The organism is Thermobifida sp. (assembly GCF_017577275.1).
GTDB classification, from domain to species: Bacteria; Actinomycetota; Actinomycetes; order Streptosporangiales; family Streptosporangiaceae; genus Thermobifida; species Thermobifida fusca.
The window spans coordinates 252,182-268,684 of the sequence record NZ_PITY01000021.1 but is presented as its reverse complement, the minus strand read 5'-3'; the positions used below and the strand labels follow the sequence as shown (position 1 = coordinate 268,684).

Here is a 16,503-nt window from a genome sequence, read left to right as displayed (position 1 = left end):
TCCCTTCCCTCGGCGCCTAACGTTCCCCAGCCAGGAGAAATGGAAGGACGAACGTCCTGAATTGTCCGCTCCGATGGGCACTGTCAGCGGTAGGGCCGTTCGGGATAACACAGTGTGCGGAGGGAAAAACCGGGAGATGGAGGGGCCACGTGGCGACGAAAAGCGCGGAGCAGGGGGTGGAGCAGCACGGCGGGCGCACCCGGTTCGGAGTCGTCGTGGGAGTGGACGGTTCCGAAGAGAGCTGGCGGGCACTGGACTGGGCGGCCCGGGCCGCGGTGGAGCGCGGCACCGGGCTGGAGATCGTGTACGCCCTCGTCGACCCCCTGGCCGCGGACGCCGACGACACCCTCAACCAGGCCAGTGCACTCCTGGCCCGAGCGGAAAGCCAGGCGCGTGCCGCGTACCCGAGGCTGGCCGTGCAGACCACGATGGTCCCGGGAGGGGCAGTCAGCACGCTGAGCACCGCCTCGCAGACCGCGGAACTGCTGGTGGTGGGAACGCGCGGGCACGGGGCGCTCGCCTCGCTGCTGCTGGGGTCGACGAGTGTGGGGGTGAGTGCCCGGGCGTCCTGCCCGGTAGTGGTGGTTCCGCCCGGTGCCGAGGTGGATTACCGGTACGGCTGCCAGGTCGTGGTGGGTGTGGACGGCTCGGATGTGTCCACGGAAGCGCTGCGGTTCGCGCTTCGGGAGACAGCTCGGCTGGACGGTTCGCTCACCGTGGTGCACGGCTGGCAGTTGCCCGCACCCCTCGACCCCATGGCGTTGTCTGCCGCCGGGTACACCATGAACTTCACCGTGTTCGAGGAGCGCACCCGGAAATACATCGACGAGCTGGTTGAGCAGGCCAGGGCTGACGAGGCTGTGGACGTGCCCGTGGGGGTGCGGATCGTCTACGAGCACCCCGTGCAGGCACTGCTCGATGCCAGCCGGTACGCCGACCTGGTGGTGGTGGGCTCGCACGGGCGGGGGAGCGTGGCCGGGCTGTTTCTCGGCTCGGTGAGCCAGTCGGTGCTGCACCGTTCTGCTGCACCGGTCGCGGTGGTGCGGCACCGGAACGACGACTGGGAGGAGTGAGCAGCCGCCGCGCAGCGCCGCTCTCGTATCACCGGGGGGAGCGGCGCAGTGAGCGGACTTGCCCTTCGTAGAACCCGTAGCGGGCCAGCGGTTCCACGAGTTCCCGCTCTTCATAGGAGAGGTGGGACAGCAGCACGTCGGTGAGGACGTCGACGGCTTCCTGCAGCGGAGCGAAGTCGTCCGGCTGGGAGATGAACTCGACGAGGGCCCGGTCCACGTCGTTGAGGACCCGGTGGATGACCTGGTGCTCCTCGGTGAGCCGGTCGATGACGGGTTCCAGTGCCTCCTCTTGGGCGCGCAGGTGCGGGAAGACGGAGTCGTCTTCCAGGGTGTGGTGCTGGGTGACGACCCGGCAGTAGGAGGCGCAGTAGGCGCCCAGGCTCCAGTTGTGCTGGCGCAGGGTCATCTGGTTGATCGCGGAGCGGGCTTCCCCGGCGCTCAGCGTCCCCACGCGGACCTGGTCGATGAGTTCCCGTAGGCGGCGGAGTTCGGCGCGCAAGTGGTCGTGCACGTCGATGAGGTGCTGGCCGAGGGCACGGGAGACGTCGTCGTAGGCGACGTCGGGACCGGATTCGGGACGGCTGGGCCGCGTGTCTTCGTCGAGCAGTTCCCGGCTGCGCGGGTGGAGGCGCGTGCCGTCGTCGGGGGTGGGGGCCACGCCGAGGCGTTCGTATTGGCCCTGCTCGGAGGCGGCCGGTGCCTGGCTGGAAGCCGGTTCGGCGGCGGAAGGCTCGGTGACGAGGGCGGCACCCGGTGCGTCCGCGGGACGCGGGCGGGACCGTTCCGCGGCGACGAGTTCCCGGACCGCGGGGGCGACCTCGTGGGCGAACCGCTGGATTGCCTCCGGGTGGTCGGTGCCGAGCAGGAACACGCTGATCCCTTCGGTGAGGGCGAGTTCGGCGAGCTCCTCCACCCACTGGTCCACGGGCCCGTTGAGGAAGCCGTTGTTGGACCGGGCGAACACGCCGTTGATGTTGAGCAGGCGGCGGATCGCGGCGGGGTCGCGGCCTGCTTCCGCGGCGGCCTCGTCGATGATCGCGTTGCCGCGGGCGAGGTCGCCCAGGCTGGAGAGGTAGGGCACGCTAGGCAGCCAGCCGTCCGCGGCGCGGCCTACCAGGCGGAGCATGCGCGGCTTGTAGGCGCCCAGCCAGATTTCGATGGGATGGGCGGGGGCGGGGCCGCGTTTTGCGCCCGCCACCCGGTAGTGCTCGCCGTTGATGCGCAGGGCGCGCCGCTCCTCGGTGTTCCAGATCCCGCGGATGATCTCTATGGCTTCGGTGAGCGCCTGGACACTCTGGCCGGGGGTGAGGCGGCGGCCGCCCATGGCTTCGATCGCGTCCCAGAAAGCGCCCGCGCCCAAGCCCAGTTCGATACGGCCGCCGCTGAGCAGGTCGAGGCTGGCTACGCTGCGGGCCAGCACGGCGGGCTGGCGCAGCGGCAGGTTGAGCACGTTGCCTGCCAGGGTGATCCGCTCGGTGCGGGCGGCGAGGTAGGACAGCAGGGTCCAGGTGTCGAAGAACGCGGACTGGTAGGGGTGGTCCTGGAAGGTGGCGAGGTCCAGCCCGGACTGCTCGGTGAGCTGGGTGAGGCCGACTACCCGTTCGGGATTCTGGTTGCTTGGCGTGAGGAAGGTGCCGAAACGCAGTTCGTGGCCGTAGTCGGTCAAGAGCGGTCCCCCGAGGAAGCGGCCGGGGCGTCGCATGCCCCGACACCGTCGTCCATATCGTTGATTAATCAACCTTATCCGACGTGGGTGATCTATCAACCTAGGGTGGGTGTGGTGCCAGGCACCGGCACGCCCGCGACAACCCGCGGAAAGGAAACCCATGGCTGACCGGGGTCAAACCTCGCCTGCCGCCCCCGCCACGCCCAGACCCGGGCAGACCGCGATGTCCTGGCCGGTGCTGGCGGCTGTGGCCGCAGGCGGCGCACTGGGCGCACTCGCCCGCGCAGGGCTCCTCGCCGCCACCCCGCAGCATCCGGCCACCGCGGACTGGGGAACAGTCCTGGTCAACGTGCTCGGATGCGCGCTGATCGGCGTGCTCATGGAGACCCTTACCCGCCGCCCGAACCCCCATCCGCTGCTCCGCCCCTTTCTTGGCGTAGGCGTCCTCGGCGGTTTCACCACGTTTTCCGCTGCCATAACCGACGCCACGGACGCTTTCGCTGCCCACCAGCCAGGAGAGGCGCTGCTCGCCATCGCCGCCAACCTGATCGGCGCCCTCCTCGCCGTCAGTGCCGCGGCGGGCGCAACCGCGACGCTCCTCGACCGGGCCGCGCAACGGAAGAAGACGTGATGACAGCGCTGCTCACCGCAGTAGGAGCGGCTTTCGGCGCCCTACTGCGCTACTGCCTCAACTGTGCCGCAGCAGCCCGCGGCACCACCGGTTTTCCCTGGGGCACGTGGTGTGTCAACACTCTCGGCTGCCTGCTCGCCGGGGCGCTGGCCGCGCTGCCGCTGCCTGCAGCGGTAGCGGCTCTGGCGGGTCCCGGGCTGTGCGGGGACTCACCACCTACTCCACGTTCAGCTACGAAACGGTGCGGCTGCTCGCCGAGAGGAAGTGGACGCACGCGCTGGGCAACATCGGGGCGAACCTCGCCGCAGGGGTTGGCGCGGCAGTGCTCGGTATGGCTGCGGTCGGCTGGTTCCTGCGGTGACCGCGCAGCCCCAGGCACTGGATGATCTGTCAACTATTCTGGGGGCATGGGCGACAGCACCCCCCTCCGACCGCGGGAACTCCGCGCGTGGACCAGCTACCAGCGCATGAGCGCCGCGCTGTACGCGCACCTGCAGCAGACCCTCCACCGGGACACAGGACTGTCCTGGGCCGACTACGAAGTGCTGCGCGCCCTGCACTCCAGCCCGGAGGGCCGACTCCCGGCCCTGGACCTGCGCTGCGCTCTCGGCTGGGAGAAGAGCCGCCTCTCCCACCAGGTCCGCCGTATGGCCGAACGCGGACTGCTGTGCCGGGAACCCAACCCCGCCGACGCGCGCAGCGCCGTCGTCTGCCTGCTCGACAAAGGCCGCCGAGCCATCGAGAAAGCCACCCCCGAATATCTGGCGCGGCTCCGCGCCGACTTCCTCGACCTGCTCACCCCCGCACAGCTCGACGCGCTCACCGAGATCAGCGAGACCGTGCTCGCCCACCTGGTGTGCCGAGACCAGGAACCCCCTCGGGAGGCTGCGTCCGGCACCGGCCAGCCGAGCCGAGACAGCCGCTGAGCCCTGCTGCACAGCCGCGGCCGCCGTTACCGGACTGCCTTCCCGGGTAGTCGGCAGTCACGGCCGCGCGGTTCCCACGCCCAGCGCCCGTGCTGGGCGCTGTCGAACCGCAGGCCCTGTCCCTGTCACCTTGCGCGAGGAAGGCCAACCATGACCGGTATCACGATCATCGGCGCTGGCAGTATGGGCCGGGCAATCGGCACCCGTGCTGTCGCGGCGGGCCGCAGAATCCAACTCCTCGACCGGGACCCGGACAAGGCGCGGAGCCTCGCCGTCCAGCTAGGAGGAGACATCCTCACCGGAGCTGTCGGCGACGCCCCCGACGGGGACATCGTCGTGCTGGCGGTGCCCTTCGAATCAGCGAAAGCCGTGGTGCGCTCCTACGGGGACGCCCTGGCCGGACGGACCATCGTGGACATCTCCAACCCCGTCGACTTCGCCACGTTCGACTCGCTGGTCGTCCCACCGGGCACTTCCGCAGCCGAAATCATTGCCGACCTCGCCCCCGACAGTGCTTCCGTCGTCAAAGCGTTCAACACCACGTTCGCCGAGACCCTGACCGAAGGGAAAGTGGCGGGCCAGCCGCTCGACGTCTTCATCGCGGGGGATGACGCAGAAGCCAAACGCGCGGTCGCGAACCTGGTCGAGGAGATGGGGCTGCGACCCATCGACGTGGGACCGCTGCGCCGCGCCCAGGAGCTGGAAGGGTTCCAGTTCCTGATGATGACGCTCCAAGCCGATCTGGCGAAACAGGACTTCAACTGGAACACCGGGTTGAAAATCCTCACCCCCATCTGAGCAGCGCTCGGACACCCCGCAGCCGGAGGCGCTGCCTGCCGAGAAGCAGCGGGTGGGACGCGTGAGGGCAGGCAGCAGCCTCCCAGCCGACAGCAGAGGGCGCCCCACCCGGCGGGGCGCCCTCGTCGGCCTCAGGTGCGGCAGCGGTCAGAACGCGGCTGCGGCGGCCTCCGCCACCGCCTGGTCCTGCTCCCCGGTTCCGCCGCTCACCCCGACCGCACCCACGACCGTGCCGTTGCGCCGCAGCGGGACCCCGCCCGCGAAGATCATCACGCGGCCCCCGTTGGAGGCGTGGATGCCGAAGAACTGCCCTCCGCTCTGAGAGTGCTCGGCCAGCTCCTTGGTGGAGATGTCGAACGCTCGCGACGTGTACGCCTTGTTGATCGAAATGTCGATACTGCCGATCCACGCGCCGTCCATCCGGACATGCGCCACCAGGTTGCCGCCCGCGTCCACGACCGCGATGTTCATCGGCTGCCCGATCTCGGCTGCCTTGGCCTCGCCAGCTTCGATGACCCGGCGGGCCTCCGCCAACGTCACACTCACCGTACTCCCCCTCAGCTCTCCTGCTGCGGTTTGAGCAGGACCTTCGTCCAGCCTTCCTCCCGCTTGTCGAACTTCTCGTAGGCTTCGGGAGCCCGCTGGAGCGGGATCCGCTGCGAAACCACGAAGCTCGGCTTGGCCCGCCCAGCGATGATCAGGTCGCGCAACTGCCGGTTGTAGGCCTTGACGTTGGCCTGCCCGGTGCCCATCCGCTGGCCTTTCTCGAACAGCTTGCCCATCGCGAACAGCAGCTCGCCCTGCTTCGCGCTCTCCGACGGGGCGCCCGGGTCCTCGGTGACGTACAGGCCCACCACCCCGAGAGCGCCCGTGGGACGGACCGTGTCGACCAGCGTGTTGAGGACGAGCGCGGGCTGCTCTTCGCCTTCCGGGGCCGTCGCCTGGTAGCCAACCGCGTCGATGCCTTTGTCCGTGCCCTCGCCGTTGGTGTGCTCCTTGATCTGGGCGACCGGGTCCCCCTTGGAGTAGTCGATGGGGATGGCTCCGATCCGCTCGGCCAAAGACAGCCTGCTCGGCACCCGGTCCACCACGAACACGCGGGAAGCGCCGCGCAGGATCGCGGAGTAGGCCGCCATGAGCCCCACCGGTCCCGCACCGAACACGCTCACCGTCTCCCCCGGGCTGACCTGCGCCAACTCTGTGGCGTGGTAGCCGGTGGGGAAGATGTCGGCCAGCAGCGCGAAATCGTCTTCGAACTCGGTGCCCGGCGGCAGCTTCAGGCAGTTGAAGTCCGCGAACGGCACCCGCAGGTATTCGGACTGGCCGCCTTGGTAGGGGCCCATCGCCACGTAGCCGTACGCGCCGCCCGCGAAGCCCGGGTTGACGGTGAGGCAGAACCCGGTCTTGCCCGCAAGGCAGTTCTTGCAGAACCCGCACGCCACGTTGAACGGGAGAACCACCCGGTCGCCTTTGCGGATGCTCGCCACCCCGGAGCCGACCTCTTCGACGATCCCCATGTTCTCGTGACCGAACACCATGCCGGGGGTGGCGCCGGTGCGCCCCTCGTACATGTGCAGGTCGGAGCCGCAGATCGCGGACGTGGTCACGCGGATGATCACGTCGTTGGGATCCTCGATCCGCGGATCGGCCACCTCTTCCACTGCGACAGTGAACGGCTCCTTGTACACGACCGCTTTCACAGTTCCTCCTCACGCCGTTGCCGGTTGGGGGCCGGCTACCCGCGGTCGCTGCCCCCTATGCCCCGGTCACGTGGCTTGCCGGGTAGGTTGCGGTCCGGTGTTCGAGGTCGGGTCCGGGCCGCCCTGGTCGAGGCGGAACGGCGGATACTGGTCGGTCATCAGCGCGGCGTAGGCGACGACCCGCAGCGCCCAGCGGTGCAGGCCCAGCAGGAAGTTGAAGATGCCGCGCGGGTATCCGCCGGTGAACAGCAGCGCGAGCGCGGCGATCAGGACGAGCAGGCTCATCAGGCTGGGCATGAACCAGCCCTGCATCATCCACTGGCCGTTCTCCGACACGGTGGTGGTGCTGTCGCTGAACCAGTCCATGCCTCCGGACTTCCGGAACCCGCCGGAAGAGAACGCTGAGACCACCAGGTAGTGCGGGATCGCCAGCAGCCACCACTTGACGAGGACCAGCCCTCGGGACAGCCGCTGGGGATAGGCCACATCCAGTTGTGCTGGATAGTCCACGTCGGCGGAGAGCGAGAACGGCGGATAGCGGTCGGTGCCCAGTACCCCGTAGGCGTAGAACGTGACCCGCCAGCTCCAGCGCAGCACGCCCACGTTGAAGTCGAAGATGCCGCGCGGATAGCGGCCGGTGAACAGGATCGCGAAGAAAGCGACCACGGTCAGGACAGCGAACGCGATCCACAGGAAGAACAGCACGATGTAGTGCGGGATCGCCAGCAGCCATTTGACAAGCCACAGCCACCGGCTGACCCCGGGGTCGAGAGTGCCGCTGACATGGAGCGGATAGTGCCGGGTAGGAACCGCGAACTCGGACACCTCGCCACCTCCTCGAGGTTGTGCGGTAGGCACGCGGCTACCCAGCCGGATGACAACGATTCACCACTCCCGGTCCGCGCAGTCCAAGCAAGCAGCCAACACTCCGGAAAGCAGGCGCTGGGCGGGGCGCGGCAAAGAGCGGGTGCGCGAGCCCACTGGCGCGGTCGGCCTGTCCCGTGCCGTCGTACCAGGTCACAACCGGCCGACGCCGGGTAGGGGACACCGGACACGGTTTCGGGAGGCACGACATGCTGGTGATGATCGGATACGCGAGCGTGCACGGTTCCACGGAGGGGATTGCGCGGCGGTTAGCCGACCGTCTCCGCGCCTACGGCCACAGCGTGGACGTCCGGCCGTTGGACAAGCCCATGGATGCGCTCGTCCTCTACGACGCGTTCATCCTGGGCAGTGCCGTGCACGGCGGGTCGTGGCTGCGGCAGGCCACCGGCTTTGCTGAGCGGGAGGCGGAGATCCTGTCGCGGCGGCCCGTGTGGCTGTTCAGTGTCGGATTGGCGCGGGTCCTCGGCGGCCGGTTCGCTTCCGCCGGGGACGTGCCTAAAGGAGTGCCGGAGGTGATCCGCGACACCGGGGCGCGCGACCACCACTTGTTCGCGGGGGCGATCCAGCCCAGCCATCTGCCGGTGTTCGGCCGCTTCCTCTACAAGGCGATGGGGGGACGTTACGGCGACTTCCGGGACTGGGCAGAGGTGGACGACTGGGCGGAGAGCATCGCTGCCCAGTTGACCATGGTCACCAGGTAAGCCGGGGCGGGCCTGTGCCAGGGGGTCGGCTTGACCCGGGTGAGGCAAAGAGCGGGAAAAGCAGTGAGCCGGGACCTCGTGTCGAGGTCCCGGCTCTGTCGCGGAGGATCGGGGATTTGAACCCCGGAAGGGCTTACGCCCTAACCGCATTAGCAGTGCGGCGCCATAGACCGGACTAGGCGAATCCTCCTGGCTGGGACAAGGGTACAGAGAGAAGGGGCCAAGGTGCAAAACAAAACTGAGCACCCGTCCACCTACTGATACTTTAGCGGGGTTCTGCGGTTGGGGACAGTGGGACGGGAGACGGCTCCTGTGGCCGGGAACGCGCAGGTTGCTGGGGTGGGGCGGGGCCCAGCGGGGGCAGGCGTAGCGTCAGCCGGATCGTGGGCGGGAGGGCTGTTCCCGCACCAGGTCGGCGTCGTGCCGCAGCTTCGCCACGGCGCGGGAGACCGTGCTTTTCACCGTGCCCACGCTGATTCCCAGCACTGAGGCGATCTCTGCTTCGGACATGTCCTCGTAGTAGCGCAGGATCACGGCGAGGCGCTGCCGGTGCGGCAGCCGGTTGATGGCGCGGCTGACCGTGTCGGTCAGGTCGGTGCGCCAGCTCGGATCGTCGACCCGCTGCTCGGGGATCTCGTCGGTGGGGTAGACGTCGAGACGGCGGCGTCGCCACTCGGAGATCTGCGTGTTGACCATCGCGCGGCGCACATACTGGTCCCTGGCGTTCGGGCTCGTGATGCGGTCCCAGGCGAAAAACGTTTTGAGTAGCGCGTTCTGGAGGAGGTCTTCGGCGTCAGCGTGGTTGCCCACGAGCGACTGCGCCATGCGCCGCAGGGCAGGGCCACGGCGCCGCACGTATTCGGCGAACTCGTCGTGCGTGGCCTGCGTCGCTCTGTCCACATGACCACCGATCCCTGGGGAGAGTGTTTTCCGTCACATAGCCATAGTGTTCTCACTGTGGCATGGACGATGTCCGTGTTTTCCCTGCTCAGGGGCATTCTTTGGTAAAAAGGGAGGATATGCGCCCCATGGTCCGAAGCTGCCGAGATGAGGACATTGGTTCGGTATGTCAGGGCTGGACGGGCTCGCGTGGCGGCGCACGCCTCGAGAACAGCCGCCGTGCCGTTGCTGGGCACGGCACTAGGGGACAATGGGAGGGCTTTTCCCCAGCGTGTGGACAGCGGGACGCGCTGGTCCCCAGTGGAAAGGACACACGGTGGCAGCGGACCGGACAGGGTACATTCACGACCGTCGTCGGCTGACCGCTGCCCTCCTCGGCCCGGAGGCAGCCCCCGACCCCCATCCGGCCCCCGCCCACGTCGTCCGGGGGACGCTCACGGACATCAGCCCGCACATGCTCGGCCTCGCCACCCCCGAAGGCGAGCGGCGTTTCATCCTCACCCCGCAGACCACCTTCTGGTACGGGGGCGAATGCGCGCCCCGTGAACTGCGCCCCGGACAGGACGTCCTCCTCCGCTGCACTCCAGGGGCCGAACTCGTCGTGGAACGGGTCTGGGCGGACCTCGCCCGGGCCACCGGGGTGATCACCGCGGTCGACGGCGACACGGTGACCGTCGCCACGGGACACGACCGTGCCCCGGTCACCGCGGTCATCCCCTACCGGGCATCCGGGCGGATGCGGGTCCGGCACCCCCGCCTGGAACCGGGATACCTGTTCGACGCGGTGGGCGTGCGCGACGGGGACACGGTCCGGGCCCTCATCCCCGCCACCACCCAGCCGCCCTACCCCGTAGTGGAGACTCCGCGGCGGCCCCCGCAGCACCGCTCCAGCGCGCAGGTGGCAGGAATCGCCTCCTGGTACGACCCGGTGCGTGGACAGGACACGGACACCGACCCGGACGGCATGCTCATGGGGGTGGCCTACCCGGCCCTGGACCGGACGGGCGACTGCGGCCCTGCCTGCGACCGGGCAACCCCGTGCGCACCGCTGCCGCTGCTGTCCCTCGGGGCGACAGTCCGCGTGGTCAACGAGTGCACGCGTGTTTTCGCGGTCCTGCCTGTCGTGGCCTGCGGGGCGGCAGCCAGCCACTTCTGTGACCGCTGCACGGTGTGCGACGCCCCGGCCAGCGGTCGGATCGCGGAACTGACCCTTGCCGCCTTCGTGGCGTTGGGGGGACAGCCGGAATCCGGCTGCTGGAGCGCGACCCTGACCGTAGGTGGACTGTGAGCGAAACCCTCCAAGACGTCCAGTTGTGGATCCTGACCGCTGTCCTGCTGCTCGGCGCAGGAACCAAGGCGGTGGACCGCACCGCCCAAGGACCGGCAGTGCTGCTCCCGGTCTCGCTGCGGCGGCCGTTCACCGTGGCTCACGCGGCCGTTGAAGCGGGTTTAGCGGCGGGGCTGCTCTTCTGCTCCGGGGGCGCGGCATATGCCGTCAGAGGGGCGACTGCGGTTCTTTTCGCGGTCGGCCTGGTGGCGCTCGTCCGGTTGCGGCAGCGCGACCCGGAGATGGGGTGCGGCTGTTTCGGCGGGTTGAGCACGGAGCCCATCGGCTGGCGGGCACTGACCCGCAGCGGGCTGTTCCTTGCGGCAGCGGTCGCCACGTTCGGCCTGCCGCACTCCGGATGGGCGGCCCTCGTCCATGCCACGCCCTGGCATGGGGTGCTGTGCGCTGCAGAAGTCGCTGTCGTGGCGGTGCTCTCCCCGGAACTGCGGGAAGCCGTAGTCCGGTTGCGCTCCCCGGTCCCGTGCGAGCTGCGCGAAGTGTCCCGAAAGCAGATGGTGCGGCGGCTGCACGCCAGCCGGGAGTGGCACAAGCAGCGTCCCCTCTTGGCCTCCCCGGAGCCCGTGGACACGTGGCGGCACGGCTGCTGGTGGTTCGCCCGCTTCGCCGGTCAGGAAGGGGATCGGGAGTTCTCCGTGGTTTTCGCGGTTGAGGTGGGGCGGCGCCGCCCCGACGTGCGGTCCCTGGTCGTGGAACCTCCGGCGGAATAGGGGGTGCTGATAGTGGCGGCCCGCGGACGGTTGTGGGAGGCGAGGGGGCGGGGGCGGAGACGGCCCTGCCGTAGCGGACCGGGCGGCTGCCCGACCCGCCACGGCCTGCACGACCGGCCGGTGTCCGTCCCCCGCCGCTGGGGAACCTCCGCTCGCCTCACCACCGATGAGGGTGGAACGCGACAGTGGGGGCTACGTGAAGGGGGCGGTGCCTTACCCCAGGACCTGGTGCTGGTGCTCCAGGGCGGCGATGGCGAACTCGGTGAGCCGCTGCTCTGTCTCCGGGCCCCCGATCATGGACACCGACCCCAGACGCCCGTCCTCCCGGTAGAGGAGGCTGTAGAGCGCTATCGGAGCCCCTTCCGCGGACTCCATTTCGACGACCACGCCGCGGGACTGGTCGCCGACCGTCTCCACGTGGAACTGGCGCACCCGGTACGAGTGGGAGGAGCCGTCCTCCGTGGTCGCCTCGTAGGTCGCGCACTCGTCCGAGGGAACGGTCTCGACCGCTTGAATGGCCAGGTCTTCGGGGAGTTCCAGCAGCACGTGGGTGAGCGCGCCCTCCGCGCCGCGGAAGAGGGCCAGCGAAGCCGGCGCCTCCTGCACGTCGGGAAGCTGCTCCCACTCGTTCACGGCGTCCGCGCACTGCGGCTTGTCCAGCGTCAATGCCTCGCGCTCTTCCGCGGCTTGGCGCACCACGTCGAGCTCGCTGTAGATGCCGGTGCGGCTCTCCTCTTCGACGCGTTCGAAGCCTTGGAACTCGCTCAACTGGGCTTCGTGCAGCCGAGCCGCGGCTTCCTCAGCGGACAGGGAGTGGCTGTTGGAGGCCTCCGATGCGGTCTCCGACTCGCTTCCGCAGCCCGCCAGTCCGCAGACCAGCGCGGCGGCTCCCACGACTGCAACGGCAGTAGACAGCTTTTGGGGAAAGTTCATGAAACGTCATTCCTGTTCTGGTGTTCCGCCGGAGGCGGTACCGGGCAGCGACCGCGACGGGGTGTGCGGACCCCGAGAACGGACGCCCATGCGGTTTGCTCAGTGAAATGAGGGCGGTGTTCCTCCCCTGGGAGGCAAACACTGGTCATTAAGAGTAATCAAATGATTGCACAAAGTATTGAGAGAGGATGACGGTGTCGGAGCGGAAACCCCCTTACCTGAGGTCAGCGCTCGACTCGATCCCGCCCTACCGGCCGGGACGCAAGGTCGTCGGGCCGGACGGTCGGTCAGCGAAACTCTCCTCCAACGAGAGCCCGTTCGGTCCGCTGCCCTCGGTGCGCCAGGCCATCGCGGACGCCGCGGCAGACCTCAACCGCTACCCCGATCCCGCGGCAGCCGAGCTGACCGCTGCCCTCGCCCGCCGCTTCCACGTCCCCGAAGAGCACGTGGCGCTCGGCGCAGGATCCGTGGGCCTCCTCCAGCAGCTGCTGGAAGCCACCGCCGAGCCGGGGGCGGAAGTCGTCTACGCCTGGCGGTCCTTCGAGGCGTACCCGCTGCTGACCGGTCTTGCCGGGGCGACCCCGATCCACGTCCCGCTGCGCGAGGAGACCCACGACCTGGAGGCGCTCGCCGCGGCAGTCACCGACCGCACCCGCATGGTGTTCGTCTGCAACCCGAACAACCCCACCGGCACCGCGGTGCGGGAGACCGAACTCGCCGAGTTCCTCGACACGGTCCCCGAGCACGTGCTGGTGGTTCTCGACGAGGCCTACCGCGAATACGTCCAAGACCCCCGGGTGCCCGACGGGGTGCAGCTCTACCGGGACCGGCCTAACGTCGCCGTGCTCCGCACCTTCTCCAAGGCCTACGGGCTTGCTGCACTGCGGGTGGGTTTCCTCATCGGCCATCCACAGGTTGTGGACGCAGTCCGCAAAACCCTCGTGCCTTTTGCGGTCAACCACCTCGCCCAAGCCGCGGCTGTCGCGTCGCTCGCGGCCGAACAGGAACTCTTGGAGCGGGTGGCTGTCACCGTCAAGGAACGCGAGAGGGTCCGCGCCGCGCTGCTCGCCGACGGATGGACCGTGCCGGAAACCGAAGCCAACTTCGTCTGGCTGCGGCTCGGCGAGGACACGCTCGACTTCGCGGCCGCGTGTGAACAAGCCGGGATCGCGGTCCGCCCGTTCGCCGGGGAAGGCGTCCGCGTCAGCATCGGCCTTCCCGACGACAACGATGCTTTCCTGACGGTGGCCCGGACCTATCCGAAACGGAACTAGCCTCCGGGCTGTGGCAGGCCAGCCGCCGGAGCTGACGGCCGTCCGGCGGCTACCTGTTGTCTGCCCTGTCCCGGTCCAGCTTCTCCACAATGAGCCGGTACAACTGGCGGGGCCGTCCCGGCTGCAGGGTGCGATTGGGGGGAAGCGGCCAGGCCAAGCCCTCCTCCACCAGGGTGCGCAGCAGCCGCCTGGCAGTACGCGGGGTCACCCCCAGCATGCGGCCCGCGGTCTCCGCGTCCACCACCAGCGGAGCGTTCTCTTCGGCGATCTTCTCCGCCAGCCGAGCCAGGGTCTCCCGGCCCTTGGTCCGCAGCGGCTCGCTCTGCTGGCGCTGCGGGGCTCGCTGCGCGGGCACCAGAGAGCGGCCCTCCCGGTCCACCGCGAAGCTCTGCCGGGTCGTGGCCTGGGAGCGGGTCAGCGCCGCCCGCGCGTGCGTCTCCGCGTCCTGGGTGGTGCGACCCATGCCGATACCGACTTCGATGGTGATTCCCAGTTCCGCCTTGGCCCGCTCCACGAACGGCGGCTTGCGGAAGCCTTCGGTGGCGGCCACCAGCGATCCCCGCGTCGCGGTGATCATGAAGGTGTGGTCGTCGATCTGATGCGCGGTAGCGTTCATCCGATGCGCCTCCTGCGTGAGGAGCCGGTACAGCGACAGCCGCAGCTCCTCCCGCCAGTAGCGCGGAGTGGACCGGCGGCTGGAATCCCGCAGTGTGGGCACATCCACGATCACCACGCCGAGCTGGGCCTCCTCCAAGCGGTGGTGGGCGCCCAGCAGACCCGCGGTCTGCAGCGCGCTCCGCACCCCCGCCGTGGTCGGACGCAGCCGCAGATTCGGCACGCCGATGGCGTCCAGCCGTTCCGCGACACCCCGCACACAGGTGATGGCCATCTTGGTGATCTTGCGCCGCCACAGGCCTTCGTGGAAGGCCGTGAGCGCCGCCGTCCCTGCCAGCTCCTCGTGCACGTGGAGCCCGTCAACCGGAAGGTCCACTTCGGAGTACGCCTCAACCACGTCCGCGCGGCTGAGGACGTCTAAACTCGCCCGAGTGGGGTCGAACCGCTCGTCGAGGGTGGCGCGGAGCAGCGCTTCGTGCAGGCTCGCGCCGTTGAGCGGGACGTAGGTTGCCGGCATCGTGAGCACACCGGCTTTCCGGGCGAACTCGTAGGGCACAGGGCTCGCAAACAGGTATGCGTCGATAGCCGACCCTAGGCGGAGTACCTTCTCGGCGGCCTCCTGCTCGTCCCGATAGGCAGCCGCAATGAGTCTGGCGTTCAAAGGGCCGGTCGATCCCGGGCCCATCAACATGACTCGCTCGACAACCTCGTGCGGCCCGATGACACCGATCGTCAAATCGCCAGTACGCTGCGCACTCACCTCGGGTTGCTCCCCGCTACCGTCTCACGCCTTGTACTTTGTGCGCCCACCGGTCCCGACCCATGTTCTTTCCATCGCAGCATTGCCGCGATCGTACCCATTGTTGAAAGCCAGTGAAGATCGTTTTCTCCAGAACGTCAAAATACGCGGGCGGGAAGACGTTCTTCCCGCCCGCAGCGAATCCGACTTTTCGGACTAGGAGACTTCTTCCCTGACAACATCGGCGCCCAGAGCCGACAAGCGGGTCGCGAAGTGGGAATGGCCGCGGTCCACTTGGTAGGCGGGGCTCACGATCGTCTCGCCTTTGGCAACCAGGCCCGCCATGATCGCCCCTGCACCGCAGCGCAGGTCGTGGGCGGTGACCTTGGTGCCGTGCAGTTCGCTGGGACCGTGCACGATCGCCCGGTTACCCTCGACCTCGATCTTGGCGCCCATCTTGTTCAGCTCGTCGGCGAGGGCGAACCGGCCGTCGAAGATGGCCTCGCGGATGTAGCTCTCCCCCTCGGCCAGGGTGGCCAACGCCATCAGCGGAGGCTGCAGGTCCGTGGCGAAACCGGGGAAGGGCGAAGTGACGGCGTTGATAGGCCGCAGCGGGACGTTCGGGTCGCGGCGTACCCGCAGTACAGCGCCCTGCTGGGTGAACTGGACGCCCATCTGCTCCAGTTTCCAGCGGGCCACGCCCAGGTGGTCCAGGTTCGCGCCGACGAGGCTCACGTCACCGCCGGTCGCGGCCGTCATCATCGCGAACACGCCCGTGTCGATACGGTCCGGCATCACCGTGTGCTCCACCGCGGTGAGCTCGGAGACGCCTTCGACCTTGATGAACCCGGTGCCGCCGCCGCTGATCTTGGCGCCCATGCTGCCCAAGAACTCGATGACGTCCAGCACTTCGGGCTCGAGGGCCGCGTGCTCGATCACCGTGGTGCCCGGGGTGAGGGCCGCGGCCATGATCAGGTTCTCGGTTCCCGTGTGCGACGGGGTGTCCAGGTAGAGGCGTCCGCCCTTGAGATTGTCCGCCTTCACGTTGATGTGCTTGCGCTCCGGGTCCTCGGTGACCTCGGCGCCCAGCCGCGCAAAACCCCGGTAGTGGAAGTCAAGGTTGCGGCTGCCGAGGTTGCATCCGCCCACCCCCTCGATCCGGGCGCGGCCCATACGGTGCATGAGCGCGGGGATGAACAGCACGGAGCCGCGGAAGCGGGAGGCGATGGAGGCGGGCAGCACCGCCCGGTTGGGATCGTTCAGCCCGGTGGCATCAATGACGATGGTCCGCTCCGCTTCGTGGAACTCGACTTTGGCCCCCACGTACTCGGCGAGCTCCAAAGCGCGACGGACATCTTCGATCACGGGGACGTTCCGCAGAACGGTCCTGCCCTTGGATGCGAGCAGGGCCGCTCCGATCATCGGCAAGACAGCGTTTTTCGCACCTTGGATGAACGCGGTTCCGTGCAAGGCATGACCGCCGCGGACGCGGTAGCGAACCTCCTGGCCCATGCTCCTTGGCTCCTTCGTGAGGCAGAAAATTCAAGGGTGGTCTTCTCGGTGTGACCTAGTCCGAGATATCTGATGAGGAAAGTACGCGGCAAGTT

16 protein-coding genes, 1 tRNA gene and 1 pseudogene are annotated in these 16,503 nt (G+C 68.6%); 9 read left to right on the top strand and 9 right to left on the bottom strand.

Features of this window, described 5'->3' with window-relative positions:
- Positions 1 to 149: 149 nt before the first annotated feature.
- Positions 150 to 1,073: a universal stress protein gene (locus CW348_RS09775; protein WP_011293449.1), complete on the top strand. Its 924-nt coding sequence runs from the start codon at positions 150 to 152 to the stop codon at positions 1,071 to 1,073.
- 28 nt (positions 1,074 to 1,101) lie between these two features.
- On the opposite strand, the gene CW348_RS15950 is transcribed toward CW348_RS09775, so the two are convergent.
- Positions 1,102 to 2,775 carry an LLM class flavin-dependent oxidoreductase gene (locus tag CW348_RS15950; RefSeq protein WP_011293448.1) on the bottom strand — a complete coding sequence of 558 codons (1,674 nt, stop codon included), beginning with the start codon at positions 2,773 to 2,775 and terminating at the stop codon, positions 1,102 to 1,104.
- 187 nt (positions 2,776 to 2,962) lie between these two features.
- Between CW348_RS15950 and CW348_RS09760 the strand changes: the two genes are divergently transcribed.
- The 4 genes and pseudogenes from CW348_RS09760 (at position 2,963) to CW348_RS09745 (ending at position 5,094) form a co-directional block, all read left to right on the top strand.
- A complete protein-coding gene (locus CW348_RS09760) occupies positions 2,963 to 3,370 on the top strand; it encodes a CrcB family protein (protein WP_016189423.1) in 408 nt (135 codons plus the stop codon).
- Positions 3,370 to 3,731 (top strand): annotated as a pseudogene (locus tag CW348_RS09755) (fluoride efflux transporter FluC). Before CW348_RS09760 ends, CW348_RS09755 begins: the two are co-directional and overlap by 1 nt.
- A 46-nt stretch (positions 3,732 to 3,777) precedes the next feature.
- Entirely contained in the window at positions 3,778 to 4,296 is a 519-nt protein-coding gene (locus tag CW348_RS09750; RefSeq protein WP_011293445.1) for a MarR family winged helix-turn-helix transcriptional regulator, read from the top strand.
- 150 nt (positions 4,297 to 4,446) lie between these two features.
- Positions 4,447 to 5,094 carry an NADPH-dependent F420 reductase gene (locus tag CW348_RS09745; RefSeq protein WP_104612688.1) on the top strand — a complete coding sequence of 216 codons (648 nt, stop codon included), beginning with the start codon at positions 4,447 to 4,449 and terminating at the stop codon, positions 5,092 to 5,094.
- Positions 5,095 to 5,241: 147 nt separating this feature from the next.
- Here CW348_RS09745 and CW348_RS09740 read toward each other — a convergent pair whose 3' ends face one another.
- The 3 genes from CW348_RS09740 to CW348_RS09730 form a co-directional block, all read right to left on the bottom strand.
- Positions 5,242 to 5,640, bottom strand: a complete 399-nt coding sequence (locus CW348_RS09740; RefSeq protein ID WP_011293443.1) for a heme-binding protein — start codon at positions 5,638 to 5,640, stop codon at positions 5,242 to 5,244.
- 11 nt (positions 5,641 to 5,651) lie between these two features.
- Positions 5,652 to 6,794, bottom strand: coding sequence for a glutathione-independent formaldehyde dehydrogenase (locus CW348_RS09735; RefSeq protein WP_011293442.1), 1,143 nt, complete (start codon positions 6,792 to 6,794; stop codon positions 5,652 to 5,654).
- 66 nt (positions 6,795 to 6,860) lie between these two features.
- The gene (locus CW348_RS09730; RefSeq protein WP_016189419.1) at positions 6,861 to 7,619 is read right to left on the bottom strand and encodes a DUF4389 domain-containing protein; all 759 of its coding nucleotides are present in this window, start codon (positions 7,617 to 7,619) and stop codon (positions 6,861 to 6,863) included.
- Between the two features lie 248 nt (positions 7,620 to 7,867).
- Here CW348_RS09730 and CW348_RS09725 point away from each other — a divergent pair, with 248 nt between their 5' ends.
- Positions 7,868 to 8,380: a flavodoxin domain-containing protein gene (locus tag CW348_RS09725; protein WP_011293440.1), complete on the top strand. Its 513-nt coding sequence runs from the start codon at positions 7,868 to 7,870 to the stop codon at positions 8,378 to 8,380.
- A 101-nt stretch (positions 8,381 to 8,481) separates the two neighbouring features.
- On the opposite strand, the gene CW348_RS09720 is transcribed toward CW348_RS09725, so the two are convergent.
- Together CW348_RS09720 and CW348_RS09715 are read right to left on the bottom strand one after the other, a co-directional pair.
- Positions 8,482 to 8,570 (bottom strand) — tRNA-Ser (locus tag CW348_RS09720).
- A 182-nt stretch (positions 8,571 to 8,752) separates the two neighbouring features.
- Positions 8,753 to 9,280: a SigE family RNA polymerase sigma factor gene (locus CW348_RS09715; protein ID WP_011293439.1), complete on the bottom strand. Its 528-nt coding sequence runs from the start codon at positions 9,278 to 9,280 to the stop codon at positions 8,753 to 8,755.
- 316 nt (positions 9,281 to 9,596) lie between these two features.
- On the opposite strand from CW348_RS09715, the gene CW348_RS09710 reads away from it, so the two are divergent.
- Both CW348_RS09710 and CW348_RS09705 read left to right on the top strand, forming a co-directional pair.
- Complete coding sequence (locus CW348_RS09710) at positions 9,597 to 10,568, top strand: hypothetical protein (protein ID WP_081430439.1); 972 nt, start codon at positions 9,597 to 9,599, stop codon at positions 10,566 to 10,568.
- Complete coding sequence (locus CW348_RS09705; RefSeq protein ID WP_104612687.1) at positions 10,565 to 11,335, top strand: MauE/DoxX family redox-associated membrane protein; 771 nt, start codon at positions 10,565 to 10,567, stop codon at positions 11,333 to 11,335. The genes CW348_RS09710 and CW348_RS09705 overlap by 4 nt, the downstream gene beginning before the upstream one ends.
- 213 nt (positions 11,336 to 11,548) lie before the next feature.
- Here the strand turns inward: CW348_RS09705 and CW348_RS09700 are convergent, their stop codons facing one another.
- Positions 11,549 to 12,268, bottom strand: a complete 720-nt coding sequence (locus CW348_RS09700; protein WP_011293436.1) for a hypothetical protein — start codon at positions 12,266 to 12,268, stop codon at positions 11,549 to 11,551.
- Positions 12,269 to 12,456: 188 nt separating this feature from the next.
- Here CW348_RS09700 and hisC point away from each other — a divergent pair, with 188 nt between their 5' ends.
- Positions 12,457 to 13,542 carry a histidinol-phosphate transaminase gene (gene hisC / locus CW348_RS09695; protein WP_016189417.1) on the top strand — a complete coding sequence of 362 codons (1,086 nt, stop codon included), beginning with the start codon at positions 12,457 to 12,459 and terminating at the stop codon, positions 13,540 to 13,542.
- A 49-nt stretch (positions 13,543 to 13,591) separates the two neighbouring features.
- On the opposite strand, the gene CW348_RS09690 is transcribed toward hisC, so the two are convergent.
- Together CW348_RS09690 and murA are read right to left on the bottom strand one after the other, a co-directional pair.
- On the bottom strand, positions 13,592 to 14,848 hold the full coding sequence (locus tag CW348_RS09690) for a hypothetical protein (protein ID WP_049755095.1): 1,257 nt from the start codon (positions 14,846 to 14,848) through the stop codon (positions 13,592 to 13,594).
- A gap of 264 nt (positions 14,849 to 15,112) precedes the next feature.
- Positions 15,113 to 16,408 carry a UDP-N-acetylglucosamine 1-carboxyvinyltransferase gene (murA, locus tag CW348_RS09685; RefSeq protein ID WP_011293433.1) on the bottom strand — a complete coding sequence of 432 codons (1,296 nt, stop codon included), beginning with the start codon at positions 16,406 to 16,408 and terminating at the stop codon, positions 15,113 to 15,115.
- Between the last annotated feature and the right edge of the window lie 95 nt (positions 16,409 to 16,503).

Bases quoted from the DNA above. Each gene is read 5' to 3' on its own strand.
- CW348_RS15950 (WP_011293448.1), bottom strand. From the start codon at position 2,775: ATGCGACGCCCCGGCCGCTTCCTCGGGGGACCGCTCTTGACCGACTAC.
- CW348_RS09760 (WP_016189423.1), top strand. From the start codon at position 2,963: ATGTCCTGGCCGGTGCTGGCGGCTGTGGCCGCAGGCGGCGCACTGGGC.
- CW348_RS09750 (WP_011293445.1), top strand. From the start codon at position 3,778: ATGGGCGACAGCACCCCCCTCCGACCGCGGGAACTCCGCGCGTGGACC.
- CW348_RS09745 (WP_104612688.1), top strand. From the start codon at position 4,447: ATGACCGGTATCACGATCATCGGCGCTGGCAGTATGGGCCGGGCAATC.
- CW348_RS09725 (WP_011293440.1), top strand. From the start codon at position 7,868: ATGCTGGTGATGATCGGATACGCGAGCGTGCACGGTTCCACGGAGGGG.
- CW348_RS09700 (WP_011293436.1), bottom strand. From the start codon at position 12,268: ATGAACTTTCCCCAAAAGCTGTCTACTGCCGTTGCAGTCGTGGGAGCC.
- hisC (WP_016189417.1), top strand. From the start codon at position 12,457: ATGACGGTGTCGGAGCGGAAACCCCCTTACCTGAGGTCAGCGCTCGAC.
- CW348_RS09690 (WP_049755095.1), bottom strand. From the start codon at position 14,848: ATGTTGATGGGCCCGGGATCGACCGGCCCTTTGAACGCCAGACTCATT.
- murA (WP_011293433.1), bottom strand. From the start codon at position 16,408: ATGGGCCAGGAGGTTCGCTACCGCGTCCGCGGCGGTCATGCCTTGCAC.